19 protein-coding genes are annotated in these 24,209 nt (G+C 44.8%); 8 read left to right on the top strand and 11 right to left on the bottom strand.

All coding sequences use genetic code 11. The annotated features are described in order from the left end of the window. Positions 1-203 precede the first annotated feature (203 nt). From H6F77_RS21070 to H6F77_RS21060, 3 genes are all read left to right on the top strand, one after another. Complete coding sequence (locus H6F77_RS21070) at positions 204-1,829, top strand: HEAT repeat domain-containing protein (protein WP_190490844.1); 1,626 nt, start codon at positions 204-206, stop codon at positions 1,827-1,829. A gap of 257 nt (positions 1,830-2,086) precedes the next feature. Further along, the gene (locus H6F77_RS21065; RefSeq protein WP_190490842.1) at positions 2,087-2,929 is read left to right on the top strand and encodes a TIM44-like domain-containing protein; all 843 of its coding nucleotides are present in this window, start codon (positions 2,087-2,089) and stop codon (positions 2,927-2,929) included. A 77-nt stretch (positions 2,930-3,006) separates the two neighbouring features. Next, the gene (locus tag H6F77_RS21060) at positions 3,007-3,531 is read left to right on the top strand and encodes an opioid growth factor receptor-related protein (protein ID WP_190490839.1); all 525 of its coding nucleotides are present in this window, start codon (positions 3,007-3,009) and stop codon (positions 3,529-3,531) included. 91 nt (positions 3,532-3,622) lie between these two features. Here the strand turns inward: H6F77_RS21060 and H6F77_RS21055 are convergent, their stop codons facing one another. Then, positions 3,623-5,197 carry a metallophosphoesterase family protein gene (locus tag H6F77_RS21055; RefSeq protein ID WP_190490837.1) on the bottom strand — a complete coding sequence of 525 codons (1,575 nt, stop codon included), beginning with the start codon at positions 5,195-5,197 and terminating at the stop codon, positions 3,623-3,625. A gap of 412 nt (positions 5,198-5,609) precedes the next feature. Here H6F77_RS21055 and H6F77_RS21050 point away from each other — a divergent pair, with 412 nt between their 5' ends. From H6F77_RS21050 to H6F77_RS21040, 3 genes are all read left to right on the top strand, one after another. Beyond that, positions 5,610-7,433: an HSP90 family protein gene (locus H6F77_RS21050; RefSeq protein ID WP_190490835.1), complete on the top strand. Its 1,824-nt coding sequence runs from the start codon at positions 5,610-5,612 to the stop codon at positions 7,431-7,433. Beyond that, positions 7,423-8,556: a hypothetical protein gene (locus tag H6F77_RS21045; protein ID WP_190490833.1), complete on the top strand. Its 1,134-nt coding sequence runs from the start codon at positions 7,423-7,425 to the stop codon at positions 8,554-8,556. Before H6F77_RS21050 ends, H6F77_RS21045 begins: the two co-directional genes overlap by 11 nt. A 339-nt stretch (positions 8,557-8,895) precedes the next feature. Continuing rightward, positions 8,896-9,828: a leucine-rich repeat domain-containing protein gene (locus H6F77_RS21040; protein ID WP_242022376.1), complete on the top strand. Its 933-nt coding sequence runs from the start codon at positions 8,896-8,898 to the stop codon at positions 9,826-9,828. A gap of 24 nt (positions 9,829-9,852) precedes the next feature. Here the strand turns inward: H6F77_RS21040 and H6F77_RS21035 are convergent, their stop codons facing one another. The 3 genes from H6F77_RS21035 to H6F77_RS27605 all read right to left on the bottom strand — a co-directional run bounded on the left by H6F77_RS21035 (position 9,853) and on the right by H6F77_RS27605 (position 11,340). Further along, positions 9,853-10,188 carry a hypothetical protein gene (locus H6F77_RS21035; RefSeq protein WP_190490832.1) on the bottom strand — a complete coding sequence of 112 codons (336 nt, stop codon included), beginning with the start codon at positions 10,186-10,188 and terminating at the stop codon, positions 9,853-9,855. Positions 10,189-10,387: 199 nt separating this feature from the next. Then, positions 10,388-10,861 carry a TspO/MBR family protein gene (locus H6F77_RS21030; RefSeq protein WP_190490830.1) on the bottom strand — a complete coding sequence of 158 codons (474 nt, stop codon included), beginning with the start codon at positions 10,859-10,861 and terminating at the stop codon, positions 10,388-10,390. A gap of 185 nt (positions 10,862-11,046) precedes the next feature. Next, positions 11,047-11,340 (bottom strand): DUF6464 family protein, encoded by a 294-nt coding sequence (locus tag H6F77_RS27605; RefSeq protein ID WP_375335956.1) that lies wholly within the window; start codon positions 11,338-11,340, stop codon positions 11,047-11,049. A gap of 141 nt (positions 11,341-11,481) precedes the next feature. On the opposite strand from H6F77_RS27605, the gene H6F77_RS21025 reads away from it, so the two are divergent. Then, positions 11,482-13,560, top strand: a complete 2,079-nt coding sequence (locus tag H6F77_RS21025) for a S9 family peptidase (RefSeq protein WP_190490828.1) — start codon at positions 11,482-11,484, stop codon at positions 13,558-13,560. A gap of 89 nt (positions 13,561-13,649) precedes the next feature. After that, complete coding sequence (locus H6F77_RS21020) at positions 13,650-13,862, top strand: hypothetical protein (RefSeq protein ID WP_190490826.1); 213 nt, start codon at positions 13,650-13,652, stop codon at positions 13,860-13,862. Between the two features lie 78 nt (positions 13,863-13,940). On the opposite strand, the gene H6F77_RS21015 is transcribed toward H6F77_RS21020, so the two are convergent. The 7 genes from H6F77_RS21015 to H6F77_RS20985 all read right to left on the bottom strand — a co-directional run bounded on the left by H6F77_RS21015 (position 13,941) and on the right by H6F77_RS20985 (position 23,926). Beyond that, positions 13,941-15,122, bottom strand: a complete 1,182-nt coding sequence (locus H6F77_RS21015) for a phosphodiester glycosidase family protein (RefSeq protein WP_190490823.1) — start codon at positions 15,120-15,122, stop codon at positions 13,941-13,943. A 231-nt stretch (positions 15,123-15,353) separates the two neighbouring features. Next, positions 15,354-15,896: a retropepsin-like aspartic protease family protein gene (locus H6F77_RS21010; protein WP_190490821.1), complete on the bottom strand. Its 543-nt coding sequence runs from the start codon at positions 15,894-15,896 to the stop codon at positions 15,354-15,356. A 132-nt stretch (positions 15,897-16,028) separates the two neighbouring features. After that, positions 16,029-18,248 (bottom strand): caspase family protein, encoded by a 2,220-nt coding sequence (locus H6F77_RS21005; RefSeq protein WP_190490818.1) that lies wholly within the window; start codon positions 18,246-18,248, stop codon positions 16,029-16,031. A 19-nt stretch (positions 18,249-18,267) separates the two neighbouring features. Further along, positions 18,268-18,675 (bottom strand): hypothetical protein, encoded by a 408-nt coding sequence (locus H6F77_RS21000; RefSeq protein WP_190490816.1) that lies wholly within the window; start codon positions 18,673-18,675, stop codon positions 18,268-18,270. Between the two features lie 128 nt (positions 18,676-18,803). Further along, positions 18,804-20,051, bottom strand: coding sequence for a retropepsin-like aspartic protease family protein (locus H6F77_RS20995; protein WP_190490814.1), 1,248 nt, complete (start codon positions 20,049-20,051; stop codon positions 18,804-18,806). Between the two features lie 223 nt (positions 20,052-20,274). Then, a complete protein-coding gene (locus H6F77_RS20990; RefSeq protein WP_190490813.1) occupies positions 20,275-23,415 on the bottom strand; it encodes a CHAT domain-containing tetratricopeptide repeat protein in 3,141 nt (1,046 codons plus the stop codon). Positions 23,416-23,620: 205 nt separating this feature from the next. Beyond that, positions 23,621-23,926: a hypothetical protein gene (locus H6F77_RS20985; RefSeq protein ID WP_190490811.1), complete on the bottom strand. Its 306-nt coding sequence runs from the start codon at positions 23,924-23,926 to the stop codon at positions 23,621-23,623. Positions 23,927-24,209 lie beyond the last annotated feature (283 nt).

Raw genomic sequence — 24,209 nt, 5'->3', positions numbered from 1 at the left:
ACGATATTATCAGGAGATATAGAGTTATAGCGATTATCAATTTTGGGCGATACATCAGTAGGGGCGCAAAGCTTTGTACCTCTACCACTGAAAAACATGAATACGAGTGATAATCGCTATATATCGCCGACTAAAATTAGAAATCTACGCCTGAACAAGAAGCGAAAATTTTAACACCAAATTTGATAGATAATTAAGTATTGATGGCAAACCAGCAAGACATCGAAAAGCTCCTTCAGCGGCTCCCTCATCTAGAAGATGAGAGGCTCAAACGAGAGTATCTAAATAGCTGGGAATGGAGAAAGGCGATCGCTCCCATGCTGGCGCGGGTGGAATCAGAGTCGCAAGCACTGCGCGTCGTTCGTTTAGCCCTAGAAGCAGATTTAAGAAAGGGGGCAACTTTGGCGGGGAGTGTCAAACCGGAATTTAGGGCAAAAGCACTCTCTATAGTAACTAAACTAAAAGTTTCTTTACCGCTGAAAATTCGGCTTTTGGCTAGGACTCGATCGCCGTTGCCGATCGGGCTTCTGACAGATCTCCTGAACCATCAAGACGACACCGTTCGCGCTTGGAGTGCTTGGGCGCTGGTGCAAATTGGTACTGCGTCGGTTGTTAGCAAATTGCTACCAGCACTGGAGCATCAAGCGCCCCACGTGCGGATGTGGGCAACTTGGGTATTAGGGCAAATTGGCGGCGATGCAGCGATCGCAGGGTTGATATCAGCACTCAACGATAAGGACTCCGAAATTCGCTGGCGGGCGGCTGCTGCTCTCGGTAGATTAGGTAGCTCTCAAGCCATTGCCAAACTGTTGCAAATTGTAGGAGAAGATCCAGAACCCCGCGTGCGGGGAAAAGCCGCTACTGCATTGGGAAAAATTGGCGGCGATTCGGTTTTGGAGGGGTTGCAACAAGCCCTCAATGACGAACAATTATATGTTTGTGCCAATGCCGTGTATGCGTTGGGAACTGTTAGCACTCCGGGGGCGGTGAATGTACTTTTGCAAGCATTGAACCACTCGAATTCTGATGTTCGCGGTAGTGCTGTTTCCGTATTAGGCGACATTGGAACTGAGGGGGCGATCGCTGCAATTATGCGAGCGCTAGACGATAGAGACTTGTTGGTGCGCGGAAGAGCGGTTGAAGCATTAGAACGACTCAGCGCCCAAGCCACAGCAGGGTTAAAACAAGCCCTTAACGATCGAGACGATTACGTGCGCGATCGCGCTGCTGCTGCCTTAGAAAGACTTAGTTTTTCTGTTGGCGATCGCCACTTAGAAAAAACTGACTTAATTACCAAACAAACACCTACTGTATCCTCCCAAGGTATTGCTTTACCCAAACTCTGGATTACCTCTTTTGAACAAGCCAGCGAATACATCTTCTCTAAAACTCCAGGCGCTTCAATTCAATATCTAATCTCCATTGGTAGCCCTGGCGATCCTCCTTTGCCCGGTTATAACCGCATACCCCACAGGCTTAGGCTGGAGTTCGATGATATTGATATCCCCTCTAACGATCCTGAAGGTGTATTGCCCACCCTAGAACATATCCTGAAAGTAATTGATTTCGCTTCTGTCATTGCCAAAGGTAAAGGAAATTTACTCATTCATTGTCAGGCTGGAATTAGCCGTTCGGCTGCTGTAGCTTTAACAGTATGCGCTCGTTTATTGGGTTCTGGTCGAGAGGAACAAGCTCTAGCTTATGTGTTAACAGCTAAACCCGAAGCTCTACCAAATCGCTGGATTGTAGAATTAGCAGATGAAGCGTTGGGTAGAGGAGGAAAATTAATTAAAGTCGCTCAAATGCATCGCGAATCGCAACACTGGTGAGTGGTTCAGATCCCCGACTTCTCTAAGAATTCGGGGATCTTGCAGTGCGAAATTAAATAAAAATAACTAGCCTCCAATGATGTCCATGCTCCCATATTTACCACCCTTAGAAAGGGGATATTACGATTTATTCTTGGTGGTTGTCATAGTCTAAGCCATATAACTTGACATACGGTTGACACTGCTCGCTCGTGCAGGTTACAACAAAGAAAAAATGTTTTTCTTATTAAGCCATGTTGAGACGTAAAATACGGCTTATGCTCAATTCATTCGTGCGATCGCGTGCATCTGCTAGCCAGCAAACTAAAGGCAAACGTAGCTCTATACTCTATCGCTATCGCTTCCTAATTTTAGGCGCGGTCGCTTTTATATTCTTTGGCCTTATTCATCCGCAAGTTGCTTTCGCTGCACCCGGAGGAAAAATTGCAGTGAAAATGTTTTCCGGGTTGTTTAAAGGCGTTTTTGGAAAAATCCTACTTGCTATTGTTCTAATCGTTTGTTTGCCTTTAATTCCTTATCTAATTTACGTTTACCTCAAAGAATCACTAGCTTCTCGGCGTACTTTCAAAGATCTTCAACGACTCTCCCAGGTAAGCGATAAATTCGACTGGCTGCAAGTAAAAGAGCGCGTAACTGAGTGCTTCCATAAAGTTCATTCAGCATGGCGTAAGGAAGATATGCAAGAAGCAGCCGGGTGGATGACCAATTGGTATTGGCAAAATCAACAACTTGCTTATCTAGATCAATGGGAAAAAGATGGCCTTGTTAACCATTGCCGCGTTAAAAGCATACTCAACATCAAACCTCTCTTCTTAAGATATAGAAATAACGGCGGGGTATTTGATGGCTCTAGGCTCGTTGTATCCATTACGGCTAATATGGAAGACTACTTGGCAGAGCGCAATACGGGGAATATCGTACAAGGAGAAAAAGGATACAACAATGTTGAAGCAATTTGGACATTTATTATCGAGGATGGGAATTGGATAGTAGCCAATATTGAAGAAAGCCATATGGCTTTGGCATATGCTAAATTGGCTAATGAAGTCCCGGCGATTTTGCAAGGTGGGGACGCTACAGAAATGAAAAATAACTACTGAAATTGAAGGCGAGATACCCGACTTCTTATAGAAGTCGGGTATATTAACCGTGAGGAAGTGATTTTGGGAGGAATCAAATGACATCTGATGAAGTTATCGTCGCGTTTTATCTTGGCGATCGCTCCGATTCAGAAGGGCGAATGATAGAAGATATGTGGCTATGGGATTACCGCAGGCTTGAATACACGCACGACTACATTCAGTGGTTATTTCCCCTAAAACAAAAAAGCGGCTTTAACAGAAATGCGCCAGTACTGAACGAGCAAATAATTCAAGCTTTCAACACAAACGAACAACTGAAAATGCGATTATTAAAATCGCTCAAACTCATGCTGGGTTTTTACGGGCTGCAATGCAACGAAGCTGGTAGCGCTGATATCGAAATAACTAAATCTGACGAATATCCAGAAAGAAAAACTAACTGGATTAATCTAAGAAATCACAATTACCTCCGACTGACCAGAATCTTAACGAGTTTGAAGCTTCTGGGATTAGGAAAATACGCTCTGGCTCTTTATAAATGTTTAGAGCAAATCTACTCGGAAGAAAGCAAAAGCATAGGTAGCGAGACTTACTCTTACTGGAAAAAAGCTGTTGCATGAAGAAACCCAGGTCTAGTTCCTCCTTTTTAAGGAGGAACTAGAAAAACCCTGCTTTTCAAGGGGGATGTCTCGCCTGTGGCTTAATCCTTCTTCAAATGGCAAACGGTTCAAGGGCGATCTCACTCCACTGTCGCCCAATTCGTTCGCTAATAAACGGGCGGACGATAAACTTAGCAGGATTACCGTCTTTGACATCGATCCGCAAAAAGGAATAGGGGCGGCGCTTTTGCGGCCCTTGACCGTTGCGACCGACAAAAAGCAGCGATCGCGCCACCTTGCGATCGCCAGCGCCTTGCTCGTCCCATATAGCCTCCGTCAATTCCGGCCCCTCCTTCCGCTGGCGGCGGAGGCTGAAACCGCTGCCCCCGCAAACGATCCAGTTCAGGTTAGAGTCGGCATGACCAGTGTCCCCAGTACGCAAATATTCTAGACAGTGAGCGTGACCGTTTAAAATCAGATCCACTAACGGACGCCCCTCTGCCTGACGACCAACCACGCCAGCCACCTCATCCAGTAGCAGACGGAGGCGGCGACGAATCGCCAAAGTTTGCGCCTGTTGCCACTTCGTAGCCTCGGTGACGTAGGGGGGATGGTGGAAATAAACCACACGTCCGCGCACCGCAGAATTATTCCAAGATTCGATCAGCCTTTCCTTGAGCCAATTGAGTTGTTCGTAGTCAGTAACAGTTGTTGCATCGGCTGCCAGTTGTTTGTCGATGTCCATCTTCATCTCATCAATCTGCGTCACCTTGGTACGCAGATCTTCCAGGCGTTCGTTTTCCTCAAACTTTTCGCCGTTTTTGGTGGCGGAAGCTTCGAGGATCTCCATTTTTTTCTGCTCTAACCGATCCCGGCGCTTTTCTAGCTCTCTGCGGTAAGCATCCCCCTCTTTTGTGTGCGGGAGGGGCGCTGGTTCGTTAAAAGTATTCGAGTCAACGGCAAAGAAGTCGATCCCGCCGCTGCGAAACGTGTAATATCGGTTGGGTAAGCGGGTGAAGCGTCCGGGTTGGTAACGCAGGCAGCGACCAGTGTCAGTTTGAGCAGTGTAATGACGGTCTAGATGATGCCCCAACTGCTCAAAGGAATTTATACCCTTGAGGTAGTCAAGAAATGCTTTTGCATACGCTTTGCCTTGATAGGAACCGTGCCAGCCCACATCTATATCCAATTTCGATTGCAGCAGGCGGCGCAGAGGCAAGGCGCTCTGTGCCATCAGACCGAAGAAAAACGGCAGATCGTAGTAATCGTGGTTCCCTGGCACGGGCAGGAATGGCAGGTTGAAGACCATCTTATCGTAGGCAATGCGTTCTGGTCGTTCGCCACCTACTATCATCTCGCGGTAGGGCGAGATGAAGTTTTTCAGGTAATATTCGCTCGATCCAACCAGATAAATCACGTCGCCCGTGTGCAAGACGAAACGGCTGGTGTCGCGCTGGGAAAGCATTTGTTCTGCTATTTGTCGTTGGGGGTTGTACCCCCGATAAGAACCCGCTCCACTATCACCCACGACCAAAAATGAGAATTCTGGATTGTCTTGTGAGCCATCATCTAAAACCATCCGGGTTTGATCTATCCCGCGCTCGACAATCAGCCGATCTTGCCACCGCACCCGTTCCTTCATTTTGCTGATTTTGACGGATATGGGCGGATCGGATACAAAGAGCATAGCGAGAAACTCCCTTGAACATTCTTAAATCGCCACCTGTGCCAATGCATAACGATTGTACCTGTCTGCTTTAAGAAAAAAAGGCATCCCAGGCTTGAGATTTGTGTGGGGTGTATTAGATTGGGATAGAGGGGAGAGTTTGAATACTGCCCCCGGCGATCGCGGCTAGTCATTGAGTTCCCAACCTGCGCCGACCGCCCGTGATGATGTAGAGAGCGATCGCTAGTGGAGATGCGCGTTTGCGCTCTTCCCTTCTTGCAGTCCTGTGCGCCCTCCTCTACCATCGTGATGAAAATTTGCGCTAATTTATCTAACTAATTCCTGCTGAAGGGAGTTTTTGCTTATTTGGCGCAACCCAATCGGAAAATCTCTTTATTCAAGTTGTGTCCTATTTAGTAAATGGGGAAACGAAATGGACTATAACTTTCAAATCAATCTGCGGGGCCTTATTGACCTGCTCTCCAATCACCTCTACAGTGGGCCGCAGGTGTTCCTGCGAGAATTGCTGCAAAACGCTGTCGATGCCATTACAGCCAGAACTCAGCTAGAACCCGACCATCAAGGAAGAATCAGCCTTGAAGTCATCTCTTCACCAGAACGCAACGAAGCAACATTAGTTTTTGAAGATAATGGCATCGGTCTAACTGAAGCAGAAATTCATCAATTTTTAGCTACTATCGGTCAATCTTCCAAACGGGAAGAACTGGCAGATCGACGCAACGATTATATCGGTCAATTTGGAATTGGTTTGCTTTCCTGCTTTGTCGTCAGCGATGAAATTGTGGTGTTAACCCGTTCTATAAAAAATGACGCGGCGACAATCGAGTGGCGCGGTCGTCCCGACGGCACTTACTCAATCCGCACCCTTGAAAAGGATCTATCGCCAGGAACGCGCGTTTACTTACGCAACAAAAACGGCTGCGAAGACTACTTCAAAACAGAACGCATCTGCGAACTAGCTTCTCATTTTGGCAGCTTGCTTACTTATCCCATCACTGTTACGCAAGGCAACAAAACTAAGGTAATTAACGAACAAAGACCACCTTGGCAGCAAATTTTTTATAGCCGCCGGGACCAACGTGCTGCACTGCTAGCTTACGGAAGGCAAATCTTTGATATCGATTTTTTTGACGCCATTCCCTTGCATTCTACAATTGGCGCTGTGGAAGGAGTCGCATTCGTGCTGCCGTATTCTCCCAGTCTTGCCACAAAAAACACGCATCGCGTTTATTTAAAGCATATGTTGCTATGCGAAAATGCTAAAGATGTTTTGCCAGATTGGGCATTTTTTGTTAAGTGCGTTATTAACGCCAATGACCTCAGACCAACCGCATCGCGGGAGTTTTTCTATGAAGATGCCATGCTTATGGCTGCACGGGAAATGCTGGGCCAGTGCTTGCGGCAATACTTAATTGAACTTGCCCAACAAGACGAGGAACGCCTGCAACAATTGATTAATTTGCATTACCTTGCTATCAAGGCGCTGGCTGTTCATGATGACGAATTTTATAAGTTGTTCATCGACTGGTTGCCGTTTGAAACTTCTCTCGGTAGGATGACGCTGGGTGAGTATCGTTCTGCAAACTTGATAATTCGATATGTCCCTACTCGCGACCAATTCCGGCAAATTGCTGGAGTTGCTGCATCGCAATCAATGTGTGTAATTAACGGTGGCTATGCTTACGACACCGATTTGTTAGAAAAACTGCCTTACCTGTTTCCAGAAATTCAAGTGGAACGGGTGGATGCGTCGGATCTTGCTCAAAGTTTTGAAGACTTAAACTGGAAAGAGCGCGAACGTGTTTTCAATTTGATCAAATTTGCAGATATGGTGTTGCAGCCGTTCCGATGCGAGGTGGAAATTAAGAAATTTTGGCCCCAAGAGCTACCAGCACTTTATAGCACTAATGCAGATGCAGAATTTCAGCGATCGCTCTTGCAGTCCAAATCAGTTTCCAATTCAGTTTGGTCATCTGTTCTGGATAATTTAGCAACTACTCCTCAGCAACCTTACGCTCAATTATGCTTTAATTTTCACAACCCGCTAATTCAGAAGTTGGTCAATCTGGAAGATAAAAATTTGCTACAGTTATCGCTACAAATGTTATACGTTCAAGCGTTGCTGCTGGGACACCAACCCCTAAATGCTCAAGAAATGGGTTTGCTGAATTCCGGTTTGCTTGGTTTAATTGAATGGGGCGTGAACGCGCAATTAGGAGAAAACTATGAACCATAATTATGAAGATCGAGTTTTCGCGCTAGTCGAGCAAGCTGACGCTCTAGATTATGGTACTACAAAGGTCAGCTTGCTAGAAGAAGCAGTTAAGATTGCGGACATTCATAACGATCTAGATTTGGGATTTTGGACGCGAGACAAGCTGCTCGATGCTGCTACCTTCTCCGGCTACCCAGAGAAAGAATTAGTTACTTTTTCCTGGTGCTTGGCGCAGTCAGATCGCCACCCAGAAAAATTTTCCTCAGAGCGACTGCTTTGGCAATATAAATGGGTGGGTGAAAAGCTGCCAAAATTTCCTCAAATTTCCAAGCAACAAATTGATGACACGTTTGAGGATATGGCGCGGCGATACCAGCGGGCGAGTCTGAGCATGCGCTCTGTGTATAAGCTTCAGTGTCTAGCAGCAATGGTGATGGGCGATAAAAAAACTGCATCCGCCTATCAGCAAAAGTGGGAACAAACGCCGCGCGACTGTTCGAGCGATTGTCCAGCTTGCGAACTGCACGAACAAGTTAATTTCCTAATTTATATGGGGGAGTACGAGCGGGCGATCGCTTGTGCTTACCCCATTTTAAGTGGCAAACAAACTTGTTCGGAAATCCCTCATTTGAGTTTTGGCAAAATTCTGGTGCCTTTGCTGCGTTTAGGCCGAATAGAAGAGGCGATGCATTATCATGTACGTGGATATCGGTTGATTTCCTCAAACCGAGATTTTTTGGAAACAATCGCCGAACACTTGAAATTTTTAGTGCTTACCAATAATCTTGTTAAGGCGGTGGAATTGTTTGAAAAGCACTTAATCTGGGCATTGGAGACAGCGAACGTTTACGATAGCTTCTGCTTCTACCTTGCTGCCAATTTCCTAATGACAGAGTTGCAAGAGAATGGCAAAAATCGCGTTTCGCTGATCCTGCCCAAGTCATTTTCTGAATATCAACAAAGCGGCACCTATGAAGTTGATAAGTTAAGAATGGCTTTGTTTAAAAAGGTTCAGCACTTGGCAGCTAAATTTAACGAACGCAATGGCAACGATTATTTTAACAGGTTGATTGTAGACACCAATGAGCTTAAAAAGGTGATGGCTCCTTTTACAATCAAATCAGAACAAAAGTTAAATGGTTAGATTGCTTTGTTTGGCGCTGCACGCAACAAATTTAATAAATTGTGGGGTGAATTGCGTAAATCTAAAATTAAATAAATTACGCAACCATTAGGTGTCATGTTGAGTTAAGCAGCTTGTAACAATACCTTTGGGTTAAAGCGTCGCTCTTCCCTAGCTACCCTGCATTCCCCTTGCCAGACAGGGAACGAGGGGGGAAATAACAATCTATGCGATCGCGAGGGAGTAATGTTTATACCCGATGGCTGACAGCCGTCGGGTATAATTTTTTACGATTAAGGAACAGCCCCCAGCATCTCTCAATCACTAAAGTAGTAGGCAACAAGTAGAACAAATTCTTAAATGTTACGAAAAGTTTTAGACAGAAATTACTTTGCTTGTGCAAAAACTTATAAAAGAGCGATCGCCGGATGTATGGTAGCGATCGCTCTTGGAGGATACGGTTGTACAGGTTCCGTTCAGACAAACAACTTCAAGAGTTTTACGGATTGGTGTTTGCACAAAGCAAAACTTTCTCCCGATGCTAAATATACTGTTGACCTGCTGTTAGTACAGGCGGGCACTAATGATTGCAATCAAGCAAACGTCCAGCTTTCAAACCTTACAACACTTTACCTCAATGGCAATACGATTGGCCGTCCCGGTCGCGTAAAATCGCTGATAAACCTAGATTCTCACGGCTTCAGTGGCAAGCGAATTTCTGACATCAGACCGCTAAAATATTTTACTAACCTTACTAAACTAGACCTCGGCGCTAATGAAATTTCCGACATCAGCCCGCTAAAATCTCTCACCAACCTGAGTGAACTAAACCTCGCTGCAAATCAAATTTCTGATATTAAGCCGCTGCAATCTCTGACTAATCTAACTAACCTTGAACTCAGCGGTAATAAAATTGCTAACATTAGTTCCCTGCAATTTTTAACTAACCTAACTGTTCTTTCTCTCAGCAGCAATCAAATCTCCGATATCATTCCGCTGAAATCGCTGAAGGGGATAACTCTGCTCATCCTCGACGACAACAAAATCTCTGATATCACCCCGCTGAAATCGTTACCCAAACTAACTAAACTTGGACTGGGCAGAAATAAAATTTCCGACATCAGCCCGCTAAAAAAATTGACAAATTTGATTTTTGTCACCCTCGACAGCAATCAAATATCCAATATCAGTTCATTGAAATTTATGCCCAATTTAGTTTTTATCGGTCTGCAAGCAAATCCAATCGATAACAAAAGTTGCCCGGTAAATCGCCAGACGGCGTGTACTTTTTGAATTTTACAAAACACCGCTGGTGTATTAGAAATTCCGCTGTTTGGGAACTGCTAAGAAACTAGGACTGGTAACTGGTGATATGTTTTCGCCTTTCAGGTTTTCATCTACTTTAAGAAGAGGAGTTGAAGAAGAAAAACGCTGCTGGTTCAAAATTTGAATTTCTCTTTCCAGCCTTTCTCGTCCTTGGTTAAAAAAGTCTTGCGAGTCGGAGCGAATTAAGTCACGGGAGAATTGGTGCGCTTGTGCAGGAGTTATAAAAGTACGTTCGCCACGAGTCGAAGCAAGTGCCTGTCCAGTTTGCAAGCAACCTGCTGAAACCATCACGCTAGCTATAGTCAGTCGGTAGAGTATCTTGTTCACGATGCTTGTCCCTTGAGAGTTGAAGAGTCTCCTGCTTTTAGCTTGCCTGACTAGCAAACGTCTTAGCATCCTGCTTTTGGGTAAGTTTTAGGTCAGTGGTTACTTAGCCGCATCCACAAGAGGGCAAGTTGATAATTATTTGTTTGTAGGAAAATATAATATATAAGGAGCGAATCTAGCGATCGCTCCCTCACTTGAATTATGCTGCATCAGGATTAAGGTCAATCATTTCCTTGGTAGTAACTGTTCCTACCGGACTCCAGATCGCATAAGGCAGTAATAGCAGCGCCGCCGTCCCCGAAATCGGCCAGACAAACAGCGTTAGTATTACACCTAAAACCACACCAATTCCCCCTAAAAGCGTACCGACTTTAAGGCTCTTTAGTCTTAAAGTTGCCGGGATGTAGGCTACCGTAACAATTTCTAAAATTAGATACCATCCCATCAGCAACCAAGTTTTTAAACTACCTGGGTCTTTTTCCCAAATGATAGCAGCCGATACTGCTCCGCAAGTAAAAGCTATCGTCCAAATCAGCGGAATTGCTGGCTCAAATACTAGCCACTTGGGTCTGCGAAGATGTATGCTCCAACGAATATCTCGCGGCTTGATTAAGAAACTACCTAGCGCGACTAAAAAAGTGACAATTAAAATAACCACCAAAGAAGAAATCATCTTTAACCTTTGTATTAGCGACATTTGCCCTCGCTCACCGAGGGGAAAATCATCTATAAGCAATATTGTCAAGTTAATCTTTAACTTTAATCACCCAGAGGTATGAGAGAATTCAAGCAATTTTTAGGACTATTACTCCCGAAGTAATCCTAATGAGAGAGTGCATTCAACTGACTCTTAACCCCTTAAGCTTGGTAATGGCTGCATTCCTCGCAGGGGCCACTGGGATTTACTGCACAAAGGAGAAAAGCCGAGCTAGCGTTGTATTTACAGGTGGCCTGTTTATCAATCGTTTTTGACAGCAGGCGATAACGTTGCTCGTGGTAGTTAATAAGGCGTTTGATTTGAGCGTGGGACTGCAATCGCATCCTTTCCATAGCTAAATTAGTCATCGCTCGCCTCGAAGTAAGTTTCAACTTTGGGAAGATGTTTTTGTTAAGACTAACAACAATTAATTGACAACTTGGACTTTCATCCACAGCAACCCTGAAACTTTTACCGTCACCGCTATCTAAACAAACGGTTCGTATTGCTATAACAATGAAATATGTGACATCATAATTTTACCACAATAGACTGTAAGTGTTTTTTACGGCACTTTGTATGAGGAGCAATTTAGGATGAATCAAAATAATCAATATGCGGCAAAAATGTCTCCACCGATAGTAGAGAAATATCCGCATGAATTTATATGTCATGGAGATTTGCGGATTGACAACTACTTTTGGATGCGCGATCGCAGCAACCCTAAAGTCATCGCCTACTTGGAAGCAGAAAATGCCCATACACAAGCGATGATGCAGCATACAGCGCTAGAGCAAACAACCCTCTATGAAGAGATGCTGTCGCGCATCCAAGAAACTGACCTTTCAGTACCTTACCGTAAGGGTGACTTCTACTACTATTCGCGCACGGAAGAGGGAAAAGCTTACTCAATACATTGCCGTAAAAAAGGTAGCATCGACGCCGCAGAAGAAGTACTGCTAAATGAAAATGAACTCGCTCAAGGCCAGGAATATTTCCGTTTGGGCGTATTTCAAATAAGCCCAAATAATCAAATTTTAGCTTATGCAGTCGATACCAACGGTTCTGAGCAATATACCCTTTTCTTCCTCGATCTTAACAGTCGTAAATTGTATTCAGAAAGTATAGCCGACACATACTACTCGCTAGCTTGGGGAAACGATAGTAAAACAGTTTTTTATACTAAAGTTGACTCGCTCAACCGCCCTTTTCAACTATTTCGTCACGCTCTAGGAACTGACTCGGAAAGCGACGTACTCATCCATCACGAACAAGATGAAGCCTATTTTCTGGGTGTGAGCAAAACGAGGAGCGAAGCTTACATCTTGATGAGCTTGGGTAGCAAAGTAACATCGGAAGTCCACTATTTAGATGCTAACAATCCCACTGGTTCTTTTCAGGTAATCCACTCACGCACTAAGGGGCTGGAATACGAAGTTGAGCATCACGGTAGCGATTTCTACATAGTTACCAACGATGAAGCTATCAATTTTAAATTGATGAAAACTCCGGTTGAATCGCCCTCCAAGGAGAATTGGCAGCCTGTAATTCCCCATCGAGAGGATGTAATGATTTCGAGTGTCAGCGCTTTCTTAGATCATTTGGTAATTTATGAAAGAGAAGCGGGACTACCGATGGTGCGGGTTCGCAAACTCTCTACCAATGATGAACATCGCATAACATTTCCCGAACCAACCTACAGCGTTTCCCCAGGAAAGAATCCAGAATTTAACACTACAAATTTGCGATTTAACTATACGTCTTTTGTGACTCCCGAATCAGTTTTTGATTACGACATGGAAACAAAAAAGCGCGAGTTAAAAAAAGAAACTGAAGTCAAAGGCGGCTACGATAGAACCCAATACACAAGCGATCGCATTATGGCTACCGCCGCCGATGGCGTGGAAATTCCGATTTCTATAGTTTATAAAAACGGGATAGAAAAAAATGGCTCTAACCCACTTTTGCTAACTGGTTATGGTTCATACGGTGTTAACTATCCTCCTTACTTCTCTCCCAACAGACTATCGCTACTCGATCGGGGAGTAGTAATTGCGATCGCTCATATTCGCGGCGGTGGAGAAATGGGGCGTAAATGGTATGAAGATGGCAAATTCTTGAATAAGAAAAACACTTTTACCGACTTCATCGCCTGCGCTGAACATTTGATAAACCAGAAATGGACATCAAGCGATCGCTTAGCTATTTCTGGAGGAAGTGCAGGTGGATTATTGATTGGCGCAGTAATCAATATGCGTCCCGATCTCTTCAAAGCAGCTATCGCTCACGTACCCTTCGTAGACGTAGTAACTACCATATTAGACACCTCAATACCGCTTACGGTTTTAGAGTGGGAAGAGTGGGGAAATCCCAACGACAAAATCTATTATGACTACATGAAGTCATACTCCCCATACGATAACGTCGAGGCGAAAGATTATCCAAATCTATTGGTAACTGCTGGCTTAAACGATCCGCGTGTTAAATATTGGGAACCAGCAAAGTGGACAGCTAAACTGCGCGAACTGAAAACAGACGACAACATTTTACTGCTCAAAACCAACATGGGTGCAGGACATGGAGGCGCATCGGGACGCTATGAAAAACTTAAAGAGGTTGCATTTGAGTATGCGTTTCTTTTAGATCGCTGGGGGTTAATGGAGCCGCGATCTTAAATGCGGTTGTAGAATTTTTGTAAGGGAGATGCATCCGTCTTCCTTACGTTGATATCTGGCAAAAACATAAGTACTAAAGGTAATTTTTGATGTCTTCTGAAAAACGCCTCGACGCATTTCGCAAACTACCGCTGCGGGCACAATTAGCTTTAATTGCTTCGACTCGCAACAACCCAATTTTAAGCAAAAACCAAGAGTATATCGAGAATTTAGAGCGCATTCATGCAGAGTGTCTGAGCGAGTCAACCCCCGAACAAAAGGCAGCTTACAACAAATCTAAAGGAGACTTGACATCTTCCTAAAACACTATTTTTAACAGGATTCTTTTCAACCAATTAAACCGTCGCGCAATAATATTGGAAGTTGGCGACAAACCAAATTTATCCAGGATATTGGGGGCGATCGCCATCTTGAAAACTTTGCCAAGACTTTTTCAAATCTGCTGGAGCTGGATAGTTAGTATCGTAAACCACAATTACATTTGTGAGGTTGCGTCCGGGTGGAAGCAAAATTCTTCCATTATGAGCTAAACCAACAGAAGCACCCCCATCCAAATTCATCGCCTCAATACAGCCGATATCCTTCATAATTTGGGCTTCTTGTTGCAAAGTGAGACTAGCAAGAAAAGTAATTAAATATAACTGTTGTCTATTAGCAGGAAATCCAATAGCAGTGCGATATCCTGCATTGAGAACGTGGGAATCTTTAAATCCTTCTGATAATGGTGAAAGCCAGATTTTTCCCTGTTTGAGCAGTCTCGGCCCGCAAGTAAGAGAAAACCAGTGCTGATTCCATTCTGGTTTACCTTCTGCGCGTGCTGTAATCATTTCTAGTTTATTTCCAGCAGATATACCCAAAGTAGTGCCATAGTTTTCCCAACGGCTGTATTTGAGAAATTTGCCACCAGCAACAATGTTACCTAGAACCGCTTTCTTGTCATCTTTGCCAAAAAAAGTGCCGTTGGCTACTACAGCGGCGGGATTACGAGCAACAAACTTGGCAAAAGGTTCATCGCCGTTACTCATAGTTTGAGTATTGGCAAAAGCTGAGTTATTTGCTAACCCGATGGTGATGAAAGTTTCAGGGTCAGCTAGATCAATTGTGGTTTGATAAAAAGCAACTCCATTAACAGTTTTTTGGCTAACTTGTACGGGTTTACCTTTTTTTCGGGGAGCGATCGCCACTTTGGGTGTAGCAGAAGGCTTAGGCTTCGGCGTGACGCTAGCCTGCGGTAGAGGCGCGGTGGGTAAAGGCTGTGGAGTAACGGTAGCACTGGGTAGAGGCGCGGTGGGTAAAGGCTCTGGAGTAATGCTAGCACTGGGTAAAGGCGCTGGGGTGACGCTACCTTGCGGTAAAGGGTTTTGAGCTACGCCATCTTGGGATGCTTGCCAACGCGCGATCGCTTTTTCCCATAATTGACGGACGAGAGTGAAAAAATTGCTGCGGTTTTGTGCAATTGAGAAGTACTCGGCTAAAAAGTTAGCAAGCGCTATACCTATTAAGAATAAAAATGTGCGCCGCAGCATTTTACGGCAACCACTTGATTGTTTTTTCTTTGACATACTCTGCTTTTTATTGCAACGAGCTAATAAAACTAAGTTTTGGTTGAAACAAACGCCTTGGCTTGGCTTAGTCTTAGATACAATGGCGAGCGCATCATTTCCAAGACCAATTGGTGCAATGCCTTAAGATTTAATATCTCTAGCAGTTGAGCAGGTATGCAATACCAATACAATATGCAGTTGCGTAGGGGTAGGAAAAGCGCACTTCTAAACTACTCCTACCCAACAGCATCAGCGCAGTTCAAACTGTACGACATCGCGTTTAATCGTGACATCGTAATTGCCAAAAAAGTCATGCCCCAACAGTCCAATGTCTTGCTCTGGGCCAGCGATCGCCACCAGCACTTTGTTGGCTACGACACCATTCACGCCAATCGATTGCACGTAGCCTACGGGAAATTCTACTCCCACCGCACTCGCCGTATCTGCTTTAATAGTCCTTACCGGAACTACTTGCAAAGCTGATGCCATCCTGCGGGTAATTACGGTGCCGCTAGCGCCTGTGTCTACAATCATCTCGAAAGTGCGACCGCCATTAAACGTAACATCAATTACAGGAGTACCGCCCGCCCGACGTTTAATTTTGGCTTGAAACACTCGTTTGTTGGTAGCAGCGTCGCCGCTGCACATACTGCCTAAATCTATAGTTTTGCCCCCTGGCCCGACCATGTAGCAAACGCCATTCTGAGCGATCGCGCTAGAGGGCACATGCGCTACTCCCACAATGGAAACAAGCCCGGTGACTGAAATTAGCACTCTTAAAAATCGTTTCATCTTGCTTTCTTCTTGATTAATTGAGCAATTCGTCAGATCGATCGCCCAATTACTAATATGTCTCAGGTAACTTGACTTCTGCAAAAATTTTGGCCTTATTTGGTGCGGCAGACATATTATCGGCAATTCCCCTCAAATTACCTCAAAAGTCATCGACATCGCCGCCATCTGAGTCGTATCTACACGCCGCACGGTGCGGCGCTTATTAACAGGTTTTGCCGCACTGCTACCGCTACGGCGATCGCCATCTGAGATAAGAGAGCGATCGCCATCTGCCAAGTCATCGAGCAAACTATCCATTACCTCAATCGGGTCATTTAGCGCCACTGGCCCGATCTCCTGACTCCCCCGCAAAGCAAGCGCCTGCAAAGTCTTCAGCGCCTTTCGTTGCGGCGTGGCGCTGGCAATAATCAAAACTTCTGTCACCCCCTTGGGTTCTTGCGTCCTCAACTCAAAACTCGCTTCACTAGAATTGGGAATAATTACCGTCTGTCCTGCGCCTACCCGCGCCGCTTCCTCTGCTGATGTCCATTGATATGGAAAGATAATCGTCATTTCTCCAGAAGGATCGATTACCACAACGCTAATATATAAATCCCGCGTTTCGTTGTTCGCAATTTGCAACTGAACTGGCGTATTGAGCGGTAACTTTTGGGAATTGGGCGAACTAACAGAAGTAAACTTAACACTTTTAACCTTTGCCGATTCTTGATTTGAACCTCTGGTTGGTAAAACCGCAGCAATTAAATCATTTTCTTGGCCGCTTCGACTTAGAGAAGCTGTAACATTCAACTGCGACGAACCAGTATTAAGAGTCATTTTAACAATTCTAGCTGCTAGCAATAACCTCAATTTTGACTGCAACCGCTTAATAGCATCAGTTACAGTTTCTTTAGCTGCACCAAACGAACCAGCGATCGTTTCAAGCCCAGGAGAAAAAAAACCCAAACTTCCCTCAGCATTGCGACCGAAGATGTAATGCAATTCTCCCTGCTGTAGCGGTAAAACTTCGATTCGCTTGAGCGCTGTTAAAGCAGTTTTGGCTTGTTCGGCGTCCTTACCTAGCGACCGATCGAGGCCAATTTTTAAGTTAAGATTATTGGGAATTCCGCGCACTTGCTCGGTGCATAGCGCTCCTGGTTGTAGCGCGGCGATTTGAGTAGAATATAGTAATTTTCCTTTACCTATTAATCCTTCTCGCGATTCTAGTTGCACCTGTGCGCTAGGGCGATTTGGAGAATAATCAAGTGCAAAAATCGCTTCTTTATCAAAAGCTGCCAAACTTGCAGAATCAACGCCACCCAACCATAACTCTACTGAGTTTCCTGCTATTTTTGTAATTACCGCCTCGGCTGGAGGATTCGGTTGCTTAACCCAGTATATAGATTGCTTTTCGTTATTGCTATTTGGTTTAACTTCAAACTCTGGTATTTGGGCAGTAAAAGAGACTCTCGTCGTACTCCGGGCAATATTTGGCATTGCTCGCACGATAGATTCGTTACCTGGTTGCTGCCATAAATACTGCGTCATTAGATAAGTAAAAGCGCCAGCCGAAAAGCCATTAAAAGGAAAATCTGCTGCACGTTGCTCGCGATTTGTTGCAGTAATTACTATTCCCTTGGCTATTCCCGCACGTCGTTGCTGAATAAACTCAGCAGGCGTTAAATTCAACCTAGATAGCCATTTTTGCTGATAAGCTATTTCTTCAGGGCTAGGTTGAAATTGAGAGCCTCCCCTTACCGAACGCACCAATAAATTCCCCCGTTTTCCACCTCCAGAATGGCAACAATCCAGAATAACTGTGAGGTTTTCTGTGTTAATAGCTGACATGAGCAAAAACAGGGTATGTCCCATGATATCTTGCACAATGCCACCCTGAGTTTGCTTTGATGGGCGCGAACTATCAAAAGGAACTAAGGTACTATTGAGGCCATCAGGATGATCTTTGTCTGGATCGGCTACTTGAGAACCATGTCCAGAAAAGTGAAATACTACGACATCTTCTGGCTTTGCTTGGTTTATCAGGTGTTCTTCAAATGCTTGTAAAATGCCTTGTCGCGAGGCTTGGGAGTCAGTTAAAGTTAGGATATCCCCTGGATTAAAACCAAAGCGGTAGATTAGCAGATTTCGCTGTAATTCGACATCGGTAAGACACCCATACAACGGCGGAAGTTGGCTGGTTTTTGGATAATCGTTGATGCCCACAAGCAGCGCTAATTTGCGAGGGGAAATACCGCGAGAACCAGCGGGTATTCTGCGAGTTTGCGAGGAGCGATCGCAAGAACTCATCCCCCAAGTTGCTATGGCAGAACCAGCAAATTGCAAAAAGTGACGCCGTTTAATTTGGGGCATATACTAAACCAATTCAACATTATTCTACTTCATTAAATGTAGAATTTGTTGGTAATAATTTACAGCTGGCTTCTGCCTCCCCTTTATTTAGAATGTTGCAAGGGCTGAGTAATAAATTATTAGAAATAGGAATAATTATATCAAATTCTTGTGTCCAAACGGCGATGTCTTTACCTGGCTGTCTTGCGTAAATTTTGACACTTTGGATAAATCCAATTTCTAATTGGAGCATCCTCTTACGGATGAAGTTAACGGTAGCTTGCTGATTTGGCACTTGAGAAGATTCTAGTAGAAGGTGCAAGCAACTACCTTGGAGATTGGTTTTTGCAATAATACCTAGAGGTTCAAACGAGCGATTAATTAACAGCGCGATCGCTTTGATAGCGGCAAATTTTGTTATCTCCAAGATATTTTCTTGTGTTAGCATATATCGTCCCTGAATTTATCAACAAAAAAGTGGGGCGATCGCGAGCGAAAGAAGTAGGCGAGCGCCCGCGATCAAAGAAAATGCCTTTTTAACGATTACGATGCAAGAAATTGCCCTGATTTGACGCATTACTGGCGGCGAAACTCGATGACGTTTTCTTTAATCGTGATGTTGTAGCCTTCATAGAAATCTTGCCCCAGCAATCCAACATCCATTCCCGCAGGTGCAACGGACACTAACACATCTCTTTTTATGCGGTTAGCAATTTTGTTCGACTTAACAAGAGCAACATCAAATTTAGCGACCGAACCATCAGCGATCGTCGCTTCAGTTGTCCCCAAACGCTGCAATTTTAATTTAGCTGCCATAGGCTGAGTAATCAAAGTTTTAGTAGCCCCAGTATCAAAGATCATGGGAAATTTCTGTTTATCGTTGAAAGTTACTTCAACTACAGGAATGCCCATTTTTCGGGTTTTGATGGGAGCAGAGAAAAACTGTGGAGTTGTGTCAACCAAGCAGGGTTTTGGCTTTACTGCTTTCTTGTTAGCAGCCGAATTCTGGCGGTGAAATTCGATGATATTTTCTTTGATGATGACATCATACCCTTTGTAGAAATCTTGTCCCAGCAATCCAATTTGCATGGCTGGTGGTGCTACAGCTACGGGTATATCTCTCTTAACTCGGCCATCAATTTCATTGGACTTAACAAGAGCAATGGGTAATACCACGACTGACCCATTAGCAATCCTAATTTTAGCGCTGCCTACAGGTGGCAAGCCTAATGTAGCTGCTATCGAACGGGTGATCAAAGTGTGGGAAGCACCCGTATCAAAAATCATTTCAAATTTTTGTTGGTCGTTGAAATTGACTTCAACAACGGGGGTTCCGCCTACTCGTCCTTTGATGGGAACGGAGAAAAACTGAGGATTTGTGTCACCGGAGCAAACTTTTGCAGGCGGTGGAGCGGCTTTTAATTTAGCATCTGCTAGATAAGACTGGTATTGACTCAGCTTCTTTTGGGCATTTGCGCGATCGCGACTCCAACCAGGAACGGTTTTTAATAACCCGATTGCTTCTTGCCAGCGGTTAACAGCTAAATTCCAATCTTGCCGAGAGACAGCAGAATTACTGATAAGAGTTGCACCTGCGGCGATATCAAGCGCTCGTTCGTAGGAACTGATGGTTTTAGAGGTTGGTTCCACAGCCTTTGTAGAGACGCGCTTAACTGCGACTTTCGCAGACGGCGCAGCTGGGGCGGCTTCAGCCGATTTATCAGCAACGATCTGGGTATTGTTCGCACAGCTAGAAACACCGCCTAAAGCCAAAATGCTGGATAAAGCGATGGGGATATAGGTTTTGAGAGGAGGCGTCCGCATGGTAAATAGCCCTTTGGTTGCTTAGAGTTTTGCTTGACCTGTCAATACATATCTCTGGAGGATGAGGGGGGTATGCAAAAATTGGGGCGAGCGCGGGAAATTTTTTTTTAAAACTTGCGTATATCTCCCGAAGGGGGGTTAACCTCACCCCAACCCCTCTCCTTGGAGGAGAGGGGCTTTTAGGTTTAGCCGATTTTCTGGTAGGAAGGGGAACCTTAAGCGCTCAGTGGCTCTCGCCAATCAAAGTAAAAGCCGCCCAATCTCTAGGATTGGGATGTTGCTTCATCGTCGTCAGCATTGCACCTCGCAACGCAGCCGCCTTATCAGAATTTTGTTGAAAATTGCGATAAAACTCACTCATCAAATCCGCCGTAGGTGCATCCGGTACCGACCACAGCGATACAACTACACTAGGTACGCCTGCTGAAATTAAAGAACGAGATAGTCCCACCACGCCATCACCAGTAATTTTTCCCCTACCAGTATCGCAAGCGCTCAATACAACTAATTCTGCATTTAAATTCAAATCTAATATCTGTTCAGCCGTCAGCAAGCCATTATCACGACCGGAAGGAGCAAGAGCGATCGCGCTATCTAATCCCCGGATATCGTCGAATAACCCATGTGTCGCCAGATGGATAATCCGCGCCTTATTCATCTTCTCTAAAATTGCTGGCTTAGTAGCTACTGAACCAGTAATAGCTTGAGTTTTTAGCATTGACGCGATCGCTCTTGCTTCTGCTTCAGCACCGGGTAAGCTGGGTAACTGTTGCTCCGGTTGTCCAATAACAGGAGCAACTTTAGGCATAGTAGGATTACCCACTATCAGCGCCTCTTTCCCTTGTAAAGGCGATTTATGAATTTTTCCCACCCTTTGTTTTTGCTGGCGGGTTAACTGCAACACTTGAATCGACGGTGCAGTAAGGATAGTGTGTTTTTCAATCAGGTATTTGCCTGTTTTATCTTGTAATGCTGGAAAGGGAACCAGGAATAAAGATGATTGAGGGATAAAGATGACATGAGCGTTAGGATCTTTGGGGAGTAAGTCGTCAATGGGTTGAATTAGAATTTCATGCAGTTGTTTTAAGCGATCGCTACCTTTAGCCTTCTGTCCTTTAAAGACAAATCCCAAACCGCGATCGCTCGTCTCGATAGATTCCCTAGTGTCGTCAACTAATTGTGCAAACAACGAGCCATCCCTAGAATTGGGGCTTTGCGCGATCGCAGTTGTTCGCGTCATCAAGAAAAATAAACCACCAGTGCTGGTAGTTGCACAGACAAGTAAAAGGGAAGGAAATAACCAGCGATGTTTAGTAGATAAACGCGATCGCTTGTAGCAAATAGCGATCGCGATTAGACAACCCAGGGAAAGGAAGATGAGAGCGATCGCGTAAAAATTGCGATTAGGTATAATAACTTCTTGCCCAACAACAGGAGCAGATTGGGCAATTTCTGGCAAATTAGGTACAACTGGTGCAACAGATGGAGAGTTGGGAGCTAAGTTTTTAAGAGAAGTATTTTGTTTTTGCCAGAGGGGTTTAAGATTAACTCGACGGAATGCAACTTCACCTGTAGGTTTAACTACCCAAATAAACAATTCTGATTCGCGTCCTTGCTCTTTACCCTGGATTTTAAAAAAATCGTAGATGATCGAATATTGAACTAATGTGGCGTTTTGAAGTTTGGCAATTTGTTGGATTTGCCCGATATTCGGTGGTTTTATAGATATTTGATTGTTGGAATTATTGGTGGATAGGCGTGAAGCCAATAGCTCTATAAAGGCTCTAGCTCTACCCCGTTCCGATATTTCTAGAGCAGCATTGGTTTTATTCTGGGCAACTAGACTTTGTTGCAGAAACCTGTAGGTATTAGCTTGCGTGTCAAAGAATGAGATTTTATCAGCATCACGCAGTCCGCTTCGTAGAGGTTCCTGAACTGAAATTGCAGCGAATAGCCTTTTTTCCGCATTGTCATACTGTCCCAGATGGTAGTAAACATGCCCCAGGTTGTGGAGAGTTAACCCTTCCCCCGCTTTATTGCCCACTTGTTTGGTAATGACTAATGTATGCTCGAAGAACTTCAAAGCTTGGGAATACTGTCCCAGCCTGCTGTAAACTCCCCCAATGTTGCTCAGAGTTGTCCCTTCCCCAGCTTTATTGCCCACTTGTTTTTTAATGGCCAAGGCTTGCGAGAAGAACTTCAAAGCTTGGGAATACTGTCCCAGCTCGGAGTAAACATCCCCAATGTTGCTCAGAGTTGTCCCTTCCTCCGCCTTATTGCCCACTTGTTTGGTAATGACTAATGCATGCTCGTAGAACTTCAAGGCTTGGGGATACTGTCCCAACTGGGAGTAAACATTCCCAATGTTGCTCAGAGTTATCCCTTCCCCCGCTTTATCACCCACTTGTTTGTAAATGGCTAAGGCTTGTTCGTAGAACTTCAAGGCTTGGGGGTACTGTCCTAGTTTGTAGTAAACTTTCCCAATTATGTTGATAATTGGCCCTTCCTCCGCTTTATTACCCATTTTCTTGGTAATGACTAGGGCTTGCGAGAGGAACTTCAAGGCTTGGGGATACTGTCCTAGCTCGGAGTAAATATTCCCAATATTGGCCAGAGTTGTGCTATCCCCCGCTTTATTGCCCACTTGTTTGCTAATGGCTAAGGCTTGCTCCAAGAACTTCAACGCTTGGGGATACTGTCCTAGGTTGGAGTAAACTAACCCAATATTGTTGAGGATTGTCCCTTCTTGTGCCTTCTTGCCCATTTGTTTGTGAATGGCTAAGGCTTGTTTGTACAGCTTCAAAGCTTGGGAATACTGTCCCAGACTCTCGTAAACTCCCCCAATGTTGTTCAGAGTTGTCCCTTCTTGCGCTTTATCGCCCACTTGTTTGGTAATGGCTAAGGCTTGTTTGTACAGCTTCAAAGCTTGGGAATACTGTCCCAGCCTGTTGTAAACTCCCCCAATGTTGCTCAGAGCTGTCCCTTCTTGCGCTTTATCGCCCACTTGTTTGTGAATGACTAAGGCTTGTTCGTAGAATTCCAAAGCTTGGGGATACTGTTCCAGCCTGCGGTAAACTTGCCCAATGGCATGGAGAGTTGTGCCTTCGTCTTGACGATTGCCGAGCGCTCTGACAATGACTAAGACCTGCTGAAACGTCTCTAACGCTTCTCTATACTGACGTTGATTATACTGCTCTTCACCTACTCGGAACAGCCGCTGTGCCTCAGCTATTTGGTCAAAAATAGTTTGCGCGATCGCCATTCCACCAGAATTTAAACCTGTTCGAGGTAGTTGTAAGGTCGAAGTTACAGACAAAAACAGAGTCGCTGTTACCAAGCTGATGCGAAAAAAATGGCGATGCATAGAGAAATTTCCTCCTACCACGAAGCGCTGCAACGGCAGTCCCAGTGCTTATTTATATCTCTGAGAGTGTAGAAGGTATGCAATTAATAGTGGTCATAGGCAAGTAATACTTAACCCCCCAACCCCTTAAGTGCAAGATAATGAGACAGATTGTGCTTTCGTCTCGGTGTCGTAGAGGGGTTGGGGGTGAGGTTCGCCGATGTCCTCAGCGTCGCCGCTTGCAGTCATAGAGAACTTTTTCCAGATACCAACGTTCTGGTTTACCGGGATTTTTCCTTTTTTCCAGCGCAATCAGCCGATTGGCTGTATCCCCGCGATCGCCTAACACTCTCAGCAGTTCCCGCCGCAGTTTAGCGCATTTCCCTCCGTCGGATATGCGTCCAAATACATCGCCTATATTCATGGCGATCGCTTTTTTCTTCCCCCATTTCCTGCTTTTTGGCATGGGTGTCGAGGAAATAACCAAAATCAGTAGTGCCAAACCAGCGAATACCATCAACCAGTACAGCATGGCGATACTCTTGGGTAACTATAAGAGATTGAGCAAACGTAGAATTGTGTTTGCCAGACTTATTACAACAGCGATAAGTCTTCTAATTCCGTGTTAGAGGTGTATCCCTCTACCCGCTTGCGCTATTTATCTATATCTCTGAAGCCTGCGAGGGTATGCGATCGCTATCTTGAAACCTCTCTCAGATGATAACTCCTGCCAAAACTGCATAACCTAAACTCGTCCAGAGCTAAGTAATAGTAGAGCAAGATCTTTTATCTCACACACATCTTGCACCAAACCC

It is taken from the genome of Microcoleus sp. FACHB-831 (genome assembly GCF_014695585.1).
In the GTDB taxonomy this organism is placed as follows: Bacteria; Cyanobacteriota; Cyanobacteriia; order Cyanobacteriales; family FACHB-T130; genus FACHB-831.
This window is presented reverse-complemented; position numbering and strand designations above follow the sequence as displayed.